This is a genomic window from Rhodovulum sp. DZ06, assembly GCF_050586345.1.
Lineage (GTDB): Bacteria > Pseudomonadota > Alphaproteobacteria > Rhodobacterales > Rhodobacteraceae > JBOCEF01.
In genome coordinates, this window is sequence record NZ_JBOCEF010000009.1 from 42,064 (window position 1) to 53,457 (window position 11,394).

General features: G+C 71.3%; 11 protein-coding genes. 6 read left to right on the forward strand and 5 right to left on the reverse strand.

The window, feature by feature from the left end:
• Window positions 1-94: 94 nt before the first annotated feature.
• From ACQ5SO_RS06250 to ACQ5SO_RS06260, 3 genes are all read left to right on the forward strand, one after another.
• Window positions 95-445 (forward strand): hypothetical protein, encoded by a 351-nt coding sequence (locus ACQ5SO_RS06250; RefSeq protein ID WP_430940725.1) that lies wholly within the window; start codon window positions 95-97, stop codon window positions 443-445.
• Window positions 446-633: 188 nt separating this feature from the next.
• Window positions 634-1,374, forward strand: coding sequence for a cell division protein ZapA (gene zapA, locus ACQ5SO_RS06255; RefSeq protein WP_430940726.1), 741 nt, complete (start codon window positions 634-636; stop codon window positions 1,372-1,374).
• Window positions 1,375-1,686: 312 nt separating this feature from the next.
• Entirely contained in the window at window positions 1,687-2,304 is a 618-nt protein-coding gene (locus ACQ5SO_RS06260) for a VPLPA-CTERM sorting domain-containing protein (RefSeq protein WP_430940727.1), read from the forward strand.
• A gap of 241 nt (window positions 2,305-2,545) precedes the next feature.
• On the opposite strand, the gene grxD is transcribed toward ACQ5SO_RS06260, so the two are convergent.
• The 5 genes from grxD to purL form a co-directional block, all read right to left on the reverse strand.
• Window positions 2,546-2,914 (reverse strand): Grx4 family monothiol glutaredoxin, encoded by a 369-nt coding sequence (grxD, locus tag ACQ5SO_RS06265; protein WP_430940728.1) that lies wholly within the window; start codon window positions 2,912-2,914, stop codon window positions 2,546-2,548.
• Window positions 2,915-3,083: 169 nt separating this feature from the next.
• Window positions 3,084-3,317 (reverse strand): BolA/IbaG family iron-sulfur metabolism protein, encoded by a 234-nt coding sequence (locus ACQ5SO_RS06270; protein WP_430940729.1) that lies wholly within the window; start codon window positions 3,315-3,317, stop codon window positions 3,084-3,086.
• A 138-nt stretch (window positions 3,318-3,455) separates the two neighbouring features.
• Complete coding sequence (locus ACQ5SO_RS06275) at window positions 3,456-4,685, reverse strand: hypothetical protein (protein WP_430940730.1); 1,230 nt, start codon at window positions 4,683-4,685, stop codon at window positions 3,456-3,458.
• A 109-nt stretch (window positions 4,686-4,794) separates the two neighbouring features.
• Window positions 4,795-5,259: a DUF6389 family protein gene (locus ACQ5SO_RS06280; protein ID WP_430940731.1), complete on the reverse strand. Its 465-nt coding sequence runs from the start codon at window positions 5,257-5,259 to the stop codon at window positions 4,795-4,797.
• A 163-nt stretch (window positions 5,260-5,422) separates the two neighbouring features.
• Entirely contained in the window at window positions 5,423-7,612 is a 2,190-nt protein-coding gene (purL, locus tag ACQ5SO_RS06285; RefSeq protein ID WP_430940732.1) for a phosphoribosylformylglycinamidine synthase subunit PurL, read from the reverse strand.
• A 395-nt stretch (window positions 7,613-8,007) separates the two neighbouring features.
• Between purL and ACQ5SO_RS06290 the strand changes: the two genes are divergently transcribed.
• The 3 genes from ACQ5SO_RS06290 (at window position 8,008) to ACQ5SO_RS06300 (ending at window position 11,362) form a co-directional block, all read left to right on the forward strand.
• A complete protein-coding gene (locus ACQ5SO_RS06290) occupies window positions 8,008-9,036 on the forward strand; it encodes a DMT family transporter (protein ID WP_430940733.1) in 1,029 nt (342 codons plus the stop codon).
• Between the two features lie 334 nt (window positions 9,037-9,370).
• Entirely contained in the window at window positions 9,371-10,372 is a 1,002-nt protein-coding gene (gene gap / locus ACQ5SO_RS06295) for a type I glyceraldehyde-3-phosphate dehydrogenase (RefSeq protein WP_430940734.1), read from the forward strand.
• A 78-nt stretch (window positions 10,373-10,450) separates the two neighbouring features.
• Window positions 10,451-11,362 (forward strand): HNH endonuclease, encoded by a 912-nt coding sequence (locus tag ACQ5SO_RS06300; RefSeq protein WP_430940735.1) that lies wholly within the window; start codon window positions 10,451-10,453, stop codon window positions 11,360-11,362.
• Window positions 11,363-11,394: the final 32 nt, after the last annotated feature.

Genomic DNA, 11,394 nt, shown 5'->3' on the forward strand with positions numbered 1-11,394 from the left:
TGGTTCTCCGGCGCCCCGCGCCCGCCCTGCCCCGGGCGGCGTGCGCGCCGGATCCGTCCTGCGTGGTGTTTCGGGCGAAATGGAAGGATCGGGGATGAGTGCGAAGAAGGGCGCCGTGGTCGCGGCGCGGAAGGGGTTCGCGGCCGCGTTGAATGAACTCGAGACCGTCGTGACCCGGCGGATGATCGCCCCCGCCATGGCGCAGGCGGCCCCGCGCGGCGGGGCCGGGATGCTGCCGGGGCTGCAGATGGGCGGCGCGCCGAACGGCGGCGCGGCGGAGTCGGAGGGCCTGCGCGACCGGGTGGCCGAGCTCGAGGCCGCGCTGGCGCTGGCCGAGCGCGAGCGCGACGCCGCCCGCGCGGCGCTGACCGCCCTGCGCTCGGCCCGGGCCGAGGAAGCGCGGCTGGTCGAGGACGCGCTGCGCGACCTGCGGCAGGTGTCCTGAAGGGCGCCGCCGGGGCGCGGCCCGCGGGCCGCCTTCCCGCGTCCTGACGATTTTCCCGAAAATCGCTGGCATCAGGCGGCCGGGGCGTGAATCATGCCCCGGACACGGGCCGCGCCGCGCGCGGCCCCGCAGCTTGCACTTGACGCCGCGCCGCCCGCCCCGGGCGGCCCGGCCCGACGGGATGTTCCATGGCGGATCTTGAGGTTCAGATCGGCGCGCGCAAGTACCGCGTCGCCTGCGAGGACGGGCAGGAGCCCCACCTGGAAGCGGTCGCCGCGCGGCTGCGCCAGGAGGCCGACGCGCTGCTGTCGCAGTTCTCCAACCTGTCCGAGACGCGGCTCTTGCTGATGTCGGGCCTGCTCGTCGCCGACCGCCTGCGCGCGGTCGAGGCGCAGGGCAAGGAGGCGAGCCGCCTCTCGGCGAAGCTCGGCGAGGTGGAGGCGCGCGAACAGGCGCTGGAGGCGGAGAAATCCCGCCTCTCCGCGGACCTGGCCGAAACGATGCTGGAGATGGAGCGCCTGCGCGTCGACGCCGAGCGCGCGGCCTCGGCCCGCGACCGGCTTCAGGATGAGCTCGAGGCGCTGAAATCCGGCGCCGCCGGGGGCGCCGACGCCGCCCGGCTCGAGGCGCTCGAGAAAGAGAACGCGCGCCTGCGGGCCGGGGAGCCGGAGGCCGCCGCGGCGGCCGAGATCGCCGCCCTGCGCGACCGCATCGCGGCGGCCGAGCACCGCAACGCGCTCCTCTCGGACCAGATCGAGGCGTCGGAGGCCGAGATCGACGGGCTCAAGGCCCGCGCCCAGGCCGCCGAGGCCCGGGCCGAGGCCGGGGGCGACCCGGCCGACGCCGCCGAGGCCGCCCGCGCGCTCGAGGAAGCCACCCGCCGCATCCGGGTGCTGATCGGCGACATCGAGGAAGGCGCCGGGGGCTGAGGCGCGCGGCGGGGCGGGTCCGGGGCGATTCCCCGGCGGCGCCCGTGACGGCGCCGGAAACGAAACCCGGCGCCCCGCGCGGGGCGCTCTAAATAACAATACACATCAATATCTTATCCATTCTGGCGCATACACCACCGCGGTGCAGAAAAGCCTGCGCTGAAACGGCGCCTTTTGCAGGTTCATGGCCCCATCGGGGTTGTCGGTCAGCGCAGATCCAAGGGATGAATTCTTCGTGAACGGCGCCGTCCATTCCGATCCTCCCTCCCTTCATGCGTCGCCCTCGCCGCACGCGCCTCAAAGGATCTGCAAATGACATTCTCCTCGCTCCGCGCAACGCTCCTGGGCCTCGCCGCCGCCATCGCCGCGTCTTCCGCCGCCGCGGCGCCCGTGACCATCGATTTCAACGGGCGCGCCGCGGATGGCACGTTCACGCGGACCACCGACACGACCTTCACCGAAGACGGCTTCACCTTCACCGCCAACGGAGTCATCCAGAACATCGTCGACAACGACTTCAACGCCGCGCTGGCCCCCTTCGACGACGACCTCTACATGTTCAACGGGTCCGGCGCGCAGCTGACGATCACCGCGACCTCCGGGGGGACCTTCAACTTCCTGGGCCTCGACTACGCGACGGCCTTCGACAGCGACGGCAGGCTGGAGTTCACCGGGGTCATCGCCGAGGGCGGCTCGGCCTATGACGCCGTCGACACCACCGCCAGCGCCCCGACCACCTATACCGCGACCGGCTACATGGGGCTGAGCAGCCTCACCATCAGCGCCATGGCCGACGGCACCTTCCCGATCTTCGACAACATCGTGCTCGAGGAAAACGCCATCGGCGCCTCGGACGTCCCCCTGCCCGCCGCCGCGCCGCTGCTGCTGGCCGGGCTGGGCGGCCTCGTCGCCCTGCGCCGCCGCCGCTGACCGGCGCGCCCCCGCGCCCCGCCGCGCCCCGCCGCGCGGGAGGGGAGAGGGGCGCGCGCGGGGCATGGGACGGGGGCCGCGGCCCTTCTCCCCATCCCCCGCGCAGCACGCAAAAGGGCCGCGCCCCAGCCCGGGGCGCGGCCCTTTCCTGTCTCACCCGGCCCGAAGGCCGGCGCCGCTGCCCGCAGGCCCGCGGCGCAGCCCCGAGGGGCGCGCGGCTCAGCCCCGAGGGGCGAGCGGCTCAGCCCTTGTTGGCTTCGCGGATCTTCTCGGCGGCGTCCTTGTCATAGGCGACGCCGTTCTGCTCGAACAGGCTGTCGAGCTCGCCCGACAGGGTCATCTCGGTGATGATGTCGCAACCGCCCACGAACTCGCCCTTCACGTAGAGCTGCGGGATGGTCGGCCAGTCCGAGAACTCCTTGATGCCCTGGCGGATCGCGTCGTCGGCCAGCACGTTCACGTCCTTGAACGTCACGCCCATGTAGTTGAGCACCCCCGCCACGCGGCTGGAGAAGCCGCATTGCGGCATCGAGGCGGTGCCCTTCATGAACAGCACCACGTCGTTGGCGTCGATATCGGCCTTGATCGCGTCATGCGCGGGATTGGTCATGGCTCGGTCCTTTTCGCTCGCAGCCGGGCGCGGTCGCCGCGGCGGCTCGGCCCTGTCTCAAGGGCGTGATGTGGGGCCGCGGGCGCAGGGAACAAGGCCCCTGCCCGCGGATCGTAAGGCGTCCGGTTCAGCGCCCGCGCGGGCCCGTCACCCCGGCGTCACCCAGGCGTCACTCCGGCGCCTTGGTGGTCAGCGCCAGCGCGTGCAGCTCCCCGCCCATGCGGCCCTTCAGGGCGGCGTAGACGGCGCGCTGCTGCTGGACGCGGTTCATGCCGCGGAATTCCTCGGCCGTGACCGAGGCGGCGTAATGGTCGCCATCCCCGGCGAGATCGGTGATCTCCACGACGGCGCCCGGGAACGCCTCCTTGATCAGACGCTCGATCTCAGCCGCTTCCATGGCCATGGGCCGCCCCCTTGATTGGTTTCAGGTCGTCTGTTTCGGGATGTAGCTTCCGCCGGGGCCCGACGCAAGCCGCGGGCCCGCGCCGAGACCCCGCCAGGCCCCCACCAGGACCCCGGCGCAGGCCCGGACGCCGCCCCCTCAGTCGAAGCTGCGGAAGCCCTTGCCGCGGTTCAGGCGGATCTTGTTGAAGATGTCCTCGCCCTTGTGGCGCACCGCCTTCAGCCCCGGAACGCTCCAGGCGTCCCGCTCGCGCAGGATGCGGTTGTAGACCTTCATGTTGTCCCGCCAGGTGTAGTGGATCCAGTGATCCATCACCGCGAAGACCGAGCTCTGGTTGTCGCCCGAGATCTTCAGCCCGTGCGCGTCGTGGAACCATTCGCCCACCAGCACGTCGTCAAGCTGCACGTCCACCCAGTTCACGTCGCGTTTCTCGAGCCCGTTATGCCCGATCACCTGCTTGGAGCCGGGCGAGGAGGGGCCGAAATTCTCGCCCAGCTTGTCGAGCACGTCGTTCTCGCGGCTCACGATGTTGAAGAACCACGGGGTCACGTCCGTCCCCTCGGCGCGCAGCGTGGTCAGCAGCGACATCATCAGCTGCGCCTCCAGCACCTTCTCCGCCCCCGCCAGGATCACCACCCGGTCGACCCGGTCCAGCGTTTCGGTCCAGGCCCCCGGCGTCAGCCTGCCGTCCACCATCGCGCCGAGGTCCGAGAGCGGCGAGGCCGCCATCGCCAGCGCCCGCACCACCACCCGGCTGCCGAGCGAGTGGCAGAACAGGTCCACCTTGCGGTCCAGCACCGTGGTCAGGATCTCCAGCGTGCACAGAAGCTGCCAGGCCGCGTCCTCGGCGTTGCGATACGCCTTGGCGTAGAAATTCATCCCGTGATCGAAGAGGGACGAGAAGAACCCCGGGTTCGAATACCAGCCGAAGCCGATGCACAGCCCCTCGGCCCCGCCATCACCTTCGGCGAAGCCGAGGCCCAGCGGCCAGCTCGTCGAATGCGCCTTCATCTCGCGCAGCTCGTCATGCTCCTCGAAATGATAGAGGCGCGCATGGGGGTTGTCGGCCTTGTGGTGATGCGGCGGGCGCATCACCACGCTCGCCGGGTCGAACTGGAAGCCGTGGACCATCACCGTCACCGGCTTGTCCGCGGGCAGCTTCGCCGCCTCGACCGAGAGCGATTTTTCAAGGTAGCGCCAGAGCGGGTCGCCCGGCCGCGGGCGCGCGCCGCGCAGGTACTTGTCCATCCGCCCCTCGCCGCGCGAGTCCTTGCCGCGGCGGGACGAGAATTCCTCGGGCGAAATGTTGCCCGCCTGGTCGGGGGCGTAGGTCCCGTCCCCCAGCACCGAAAGCCTGATGATCGACATGCGCTCCTCCCGAGCCATAGGCGCGGCGCTTCAGGCCGCGTGGAATGGCAAGGATGCTACGCCCATGGGCGGCGCGCGGACAACCGGCGGCGGGCGGGAAAGGGCGCGGTCAGGCGAGGCGCAGCGGCGTCTCGGGACCGTGGTGGTCCACCCCCGCGGCGATCACCGGGATCGGACGGGACAGCCCGCCGAACGCGGCCCAGAGCGCGGCGATCCAGTCGAGGGCGACCCGGGTGATCACCTCGTTCACGTCGAACGCCTGGTCGAACGGGTCGAACATCGGGACGTCGGGGACGAGGACGCCGCTTTCGAACCGCACGCCGAACAGGTCGCGATGCGCCGCGACGGCCTTGTTCAGCGCGTGGAGGTCCGGCCCGTCCAGATGCGCCGCCACGTCGAACATCCCCTCCGGGTCCTGGGGAACATGCACCAGGATCGACAGCCCCCGCGCCGCCTCGGGCAGGTCCCGCGACAGGCCCCGCAGCTTCTCCAGCGCCGCGCCCGAATGGGCGTCGAGGATCCCGCGCAGCGCCGCGCGATAGCGCGCCTCGTCCATCTCGCCGCCGTCGATCATGCCGGTTCTCCCCTCTCGTCCGCGCAGCATCGCCGCGGCCCGGCCCACGTGCAAGCGCCCCCCGCAAACGACGACGCCCTCCCGCGATCTCTCGCGGGAGGGCGCCTTGTCCGCCGTCACGGTCCGCCGTCGCGGTCCGCCATCGGTGGGCGGCGTGGGGCCGTCAGCCCTCGCCCATCATCTTCGCGAAGCCGCCGGCATGGGCCTTGCGCAGCGCGTCGAGCGAGACCGAGCCTTCGCCGAGGCCCACCGAGGCGCCGCCGAGGCCGCCGACCTTCGCCGCCGGCACGCCCGCGGCATTTGCCGCCTCGATCACCGCGTCGGCCTTGGCCGGGGCGACCGCCAGCAGGTAGCGGCCCTGGTCCTCGCCATAGAACCAGGCGAGGTCGGACAGCGTCTCGTGCGCGTCCAGCACCGCGCCGACATTCGACGCCAGCGCCACCTCGGCGGCGGCCGAGGCCAGCCCGCCATCGGCGAGGTCATGCGCCGCGCGGATCAGCTTGGCGCCGTGCAGCTTGCGCACCAGCTCGCCCGCCTTGCGCTCGGCCTCGAGATCGACCTCGGGCGCGTCGCCCTCCTCGATCCCGAACAGGTCGGCCAGCACCGCCGAACGGCCGAGATGCCCCTTCGTCTCGCCCAGCAGCACCAGCGCGTCGCCATCCTCGCCCGCGGTGGGGATGATCGCCTCGGCGTTCTCCAGCAGGCCCACGGCGCCGATGGTCGGGGTCGGCAGGATGCCCGAGCCGTCGGTCTCGTTGTAGAGGGACACGTTGCCCGACACGATCGGCATGTCGAGCGCGGCGCAGGCCTCGCCGATGCCTTTGATGCAGCCGACGAACTGGCCCATGATCTCGGGCTTCTCGGGGTTGCCGAAGTTCAGGTTGTCGGTGGTGGCCAGCGGCTTGGCGCCGGTGGCGCAGAGGTTGCGGTACGCCTCGGCCACCGCCTGGCGGCCGCCCTGAAGCGGGTTGGCGAAGCAATAGCGCGGGGTCACGTCGGCGGTGAAGGCGAGGGCCTTCTCGCGCCCGTGGACGCGCACCACGGCGGCGTCGGCGCCCGGCTTGCGCAGGGTCTCGGCGCCGACCTGGCTGTCATACTGTTCCCACACCCAGGCGCGCGAGCAGTGGTTCGGATGGGCCGCGAGGCGCAGCAGCAGGTCCGCCGCCTCGTCCTGCGGCAGGGCCTCGCGCAGCGGGGCCGCCTTGGGGGTCGGCACCCAGGGGCGGTCATATTCCGGCGCCTCGCCCGACAGGGCTTTCAGCGGCAGGTCCGCCTTCACCTCGCCGCCATGGACGATCAGGAAGCGGTCCTCGGCGATGGTCTCGCCGACGATGGCGAAGTCGAGGTCCCACTTGTCGAAGATCGCGCGGGCGACGTCCTCTTTCTCGGGGTCGAGGACCATGAGCATGCGCTCCTGGCTCTCGGACAGCATCATCTCGTAGGCGGTCATCCCGGTCTCGCGCGTCGGCACCATGTCGAGGTCGAGCTTGACGCCGAGGCCGCCCTTGTCGCCCATCTCCACCGCCGAACAGGTCAGCCCCGCGGCGCCCATGTCCTGGATCGAGATGACGGCGCCGGTCTGCATCAGCTCGAGGCAGGCCTCCAGCAGGCGCTTCTCGGTGAACGGGTCGCCCACCTGCACCGTGGGGCGCTTCTCCTCGATCGTGTCGTCGAATTCGGCCGAGGCCATGGTGGCGCCGCCGACGCCGTCGCGCCCGGTCTTGGCCCCGAGATACACCACCGGGCGCCCGACGCCCGAGGCGGCCGAGTAGAAGATCGCGTCGGCCCTGGCCACGCCCGCGGCGAAGGCGTTCACCAGGCAGTTGCCGTCATAGGCGGTGTGGAAGCGGACCTCTCCGCCCACCGTCGGCACGCCGAAGCAGTTGCCGTAGGAGCCGATGCCCTCGACCACGCCCGCCACGAGATGCTTCGTGCGCGGATGGTCGGGCCGCCCGAAGGACAGCGCGTTCAGCGCCGCCACCGGGCGCGCGCCCATGGTGAACACGTCGCGCAGGATGCCGCCCACGCCCGTCGCCGCGCCCTGGTGGGGCTCGATGTAACTGGGGTGGTTGTGGCTCTCCATCTTGAAGACCACCGCGTCGCCGTCGCCGATATCGACCACGCCCGCGTTCTCGCCCGGGCCGCAGATCACCTGCGGGCCCTCGGTGGGCAGCGTGCGCAGGTGGATCTTCGAGGACTTGTAGGAGCAGTGCTCGTTCCACATGGCCGAGAAGATGCCGAGCTCGGTGAAGGTCGGCTCCCGGCCCAGCAGGTCGAGGATGCGCTGGTACTCGTCCGGCTTCAGGCCGTGATCGGCGATCAGCTGGTCGGTGATGGCGGGCTCAAGGGTCATTGGCAGGTCCTCTGCGTGCGCGGACGCGCGCCTTGTAGCGGAGGTTGGCCCGCGTGGCGAGGGGGGAGGGGGCGCCGAACGGCCCGTAATCGCGCCGAAGCCGCGGCGGATGCGCCCGAACGGGGCCGCCGGCGCGGGTTTCGGGCGCCCGGGGGGGCGCGGCGGGGGCGAATCGAACGGGCTCATCCGACCTGCCCGGGCGCCGCCGCGCCCCGCGCGGCGCGGGACGCCGAGCGGGGGGCCCTGCGCCCCCCCGAGGCGGCCCGCCCCCGGCCCGCGCATCCGCCTTCCCCCAAGGCGCCCCTTGCACCGCCCCCAAAACCAAGGGAGACTTACGATCCGGGCGCAGCACCTTCCGCCCCCGGCCGACAAGGCGTTGGGAGGCGCCGCGAACCATGACCGCACCCCGCCCCGACGCCGCGCCCGATGACGCCGCCCGCCATGACGCCGACGGCGTGCCCCTCGCCACCGGCGCGCCCGTCCCGGCGCCCAACCCCGACACGGGCGCGGACGCACCCGCAGACCCGGCGGCCCCCAGCGCCCCGAACCCGCTGCTCGGCTACGCCGCCATCATCTTCGCCGTCGCCATCTGGGCCGGCTGGATCGTCGCCACCCGCGACCAGGTCGGCGCCTTCTCGCCCCTCGACCTCTCGCTCGTCCGCTACGGCCTGCCCGCGCTGATCCTCGCGCCCATCTGGCTGAAGAAGGGCATCGTCCCGAAGGGAGAGGACTGGCGCCTCCTCGCCATCATGACCATCGGCTGGGGCGGGGGGTTCGTGATGCTGACCGCCAAGGGGCTGGAGACGGTCCCCGCCTCGCTGTTCGGGCCGATGGTGCCCGCCACCCTGCCCCTCTTCGTCGCCATCTGGGACCGCTTCGTCGAGGATGTGCGCATCCACGCCCAGCGCGGCGTCGGCCTCGCGCTCATCCTCGCCTCCATCGCGCTCACGCTCGGGCCGGGACTGGCGGGCGGCCCGCCGGGGGTGCTGCAGGGCGCGCCGTACCTCGCGCTCGCCGCCGCCGGGTGGGCCGCCTTCACCATCGCCTTCCGGCGCACCTCGCTCTCGGGCCTCGAGGCGACGGCCTATGTGTGCCTGTGGTCCTCGCCCTTCCTGCTGATCGCGGCGCTGATCGAGGGGACGCACCTGGCCGACGCCGCCCCCCTGACCCTCCTCTGGGTGGCGCTGAGCCAGGCGGTCCTCTCGGGCATCGGCGCGGTGGCGGGCTTCGCCTACGCGGTGCGCCATCTCGGGGCCGCGCGCACCTCCTCCTTCACCTCGCTGGTGCCGATGGGGGCCGCGGCGGGGGGCTGGCTGTTCCTGGGGGAAGAGGTCGGGCCGCTCGGCTGGGCGGCGGTGGTCTTCGCCTGCCTCGGCGTCGCGGCGGTGAACGGGGTGTTCGCGGGGGCGTTCGGGCGGCGCTGAGGGGCGCGCGCCCGCCGCTCACGCCCCGGCGACGGGCAAGCAAGAGACCTTCATTTTTCTGCGCATCGCGAAGCAAAACCTTTGCCCGGCCCCGGCGGCGGCGCGCGGGCGCCCCGGCGGGCCGCGCCTCAACCCCCTGCCCCGACACGGGTTTCAACCGCAGACCCCGCCCCGCTCGCCCCGCCCCGCGCCCCCGGCCCCGCCGCAATGCGCCGCATTAACCCGCGCTTTTCGCGGGCCGCCGCGGCGTCTATACACCCCTTCGAAACATATCCCTGCCGTCCGGGGGCCCATCCCGGCGGCGCACACCCTTCCTGGGCGAGGAGAAGTCATCATGACGGTCAAGGTCGCGATCAACGGTTTCGGACGCATCGGGCGCAACGTTCTGCGCGCCATCATCGAGTCGGGCCGCACCGACATCGAGGTGGTCGCCATCAACGATCTCGGCCCGGTCGAGACCAACGCCCACCTGATCCGCTTCGACTCGGTGCACGGCAAGTTCCCGGGCGAGGTGAAGGTCGACGGCGACACCATCGACGTGGGCCGCGGCCCGATCCGCGTCACCGCCATCCGCAACCCCGAGGACCTTCCCTGGGGCGACGTCGACGTGGCGATGGAGTGCACCGGCATCTTCACCGCCCGCGACAAGGCCGCGCTGCACCTCAAGAACGGCTCCAAGCGCGTGCTCGTCTCCGCCCCCGCCTCGGGCGCCGACAAGACCATCGTCTACGGCGTGAACCACGGCGTGCTGACCTCGGACGACATCGTCGTCTCGAACGCGTCCTGCACCACCAACTGCCTGTCGCCGGTGGCCGCGGTCCTCGACAAGGTCGTGGGCATTGAAAAAGGCTTCATGACCACCATCCACTCCTACACCGGCGACCAGCCGACCCTGGACGCGATGCATGGCGACCTCTACCGCGCCCGCGCCGCGGCGATGTCGATGATCCCGACCTCGACCGGCGCCGCCAAGGCCGTGGGCCTGGTGCTGCCCGAGCTCGCCGGCAAGCTGGACGGCGTCGCGATCCGCGTCCCGACCCCGAACGTCTCGGTGGTCGACCTGACCTTCATGGCCAAGAAGGACACCACGGTCGAAGAGATCAACGCCGCGATCCGCGAAGCCGCGGATGGCGAGCTGAAGGGCGTTCTGGGCTACACCGACCTGCCCAACGTCTCGATCGACTTCAACCACGACCCGCACTCGTCGGTGTTCCACATGGACCAGACCAAGGTCATGGAAGGCCGCATGGTCCGCATCCTGACCTGGTACGACAACGAGTGGGGCTTCTCCAACCGCATGTCCGACACCGCCGTGGCGCTGGCCGCGACGATCTGATTTCTTCGCCCTCGGCGTTGAACTCAAGGCCCCGGGAGCGGAAGCTTCCGGGGCTTTTTCTTTGTTGGATGGACAGTCATGCCTTACCTCGTCGCCCGCGTGTCCTGGATGCCGGAATACCGTTCGGAACACGAAGCCAGCTGGGGCCTGCAAAGGTACGTCTCCGAAAACAACCGTCCTTATGAGAGCCTGAATTTCCTCAGGCGAGCGGACGGCCGCTTTCATGGATACATCGTCCACAAGGGCGACGCGGGCGGCGCCCCCGGAAATCTAGAAGTCAGCAAGCTGGGCGCGGCCCGCACGGATGATGCGGCCGAGGATGTGACGGTCATCTTCTGCGCGCGCTCCGAGGCCGCGAAAGAGCTCCGGGTGGTCGGCGCCTACCTGAATTCGACGGTTTTCAGATCTCCGAAGATCGAACGCGACGAACTGGGACGCGAATGGATCGTCAGGGCGATCAGCCCGCGCGCGGTGCTGATCCCGGAGCCGGACCGTCATTTCGCGATGCCTCGCGGCAAGGGGGCGTTCGGCCAGTCCGACGTGTGGTATGGCCTGCAGGGCGAGGACCACGCCGAACTGCGCCGACAGCTGGACGACTGGCTCGCGACCTTCGCGGCGAGCGCTTCGGACGCGCAGGCGGCCGCGGCCCCATCGCCGGGGAGCGCCGCGTTCGAGGAAAGGCGGCGACGGTCCTGGGCGGCGCATTGGGAAGGCAGGGCGCGGACGGCGGGCCTTCTGGACACTCTCGGACATCGTTGCGCGGCCTGCGGCTATGAAGTCGCCGAAGACCGGCGTGATGTCTGGGGAAGCGGGATCGAAGCGCATCACCTCGTCCCCTGGTCATCGATGGAGGATGGCGCACGCCGCACGCTGCGGGCCGACGACTTCGCGCCGCTCTGCGCCCTGTGTCACCGCGCCATTCATCGCACGCCCGATCCCGGAGACGTCACGGGCTTTGCGCGCCGCTGGTTCCCCGACCAGACCGATTGAAAAGGCCCGGAGCATCGCTCCGGGCCTTTCGC

Bases quoted from the DNA above. Each gene is read 5' to 3' on its own strand.
- purL (WP_430940732.1), bottom strand. From the start codon at position 7,612: ATGACCCTTGAGCCCGCCATCACCGACCAGCTGATCGCCGATCACGGC.
- zapA (WP_430940726.1), top strand. From the start codon at position 634: ATGGCGGATCTTGAGGTTCAGATCGGCGCGCGCAAGTACCGCGTCGCC.
- ACQ5SO_RS06300 (WP_430940735.1), top strand. From the start codon at position 10,451: ATGCCTTACCTCGTCGCCCGCGTGTCCTGGATGCCGGAATACCGTTCG.
- ACQ5SO_RS06280 (WP_430940731.1), bottom strand. From the start codon at position 5,259: ATGATCGACGGCGGCGAGATGGACGAGGCGCGCTATCGCGCGGCGCTG.
- ACQ5SO_RS06275 (WP_430940730.1), bottom strand. From the start codon at position 4,685: ATGTCGATCATCAGGCTTTCGGTGCTGGGGGACGGGACCTACGCCCCC.
- gap (WP_430940734.1), top strand. From the start codon at position 9,371: ATGACGGTCAAGGTCGCGATCAACGGTTTCGGACGCATCGGGCGCAAC.
- grxD (WP_430940728.1), bottom strand. From the start codon at position 2,914: ATGACCAATCCCGCGCATGACGCGATCAAGGCCGATATCGACGCCAAC.
- ACQ5SO_RS06290 (WP_430940733.1), top strand. From the start codon at position 8,008: ATGACCGCACCCCGCCCCGACGCCGCGCCCGATGACGCCGCCCGCCAT.
- ACQ5SO_RS06270 (WP_430940729.1), bottom strand. From the start codon at position 3,317: ATGGCCATGGAAGCGGCTGAGATCGAGCGTCTGATCAAGGAGGCGTTC.
- ACQ5SO_RS06260 (WP_430940727.1), top strand. From the start codon at position 1,687: ATGACATTCTCCTCGCTCCGCGCAACGCTCCTGGGCCTCGCCGCCGCC.
- ACQ5SO_RS06250 (WP_430940725.1), top strand. From the start codon at position 95: ATGAGTGCGAAGAAGGGCGCCGTGGTCGCGGCGCGGAAGGGGTTCGCG.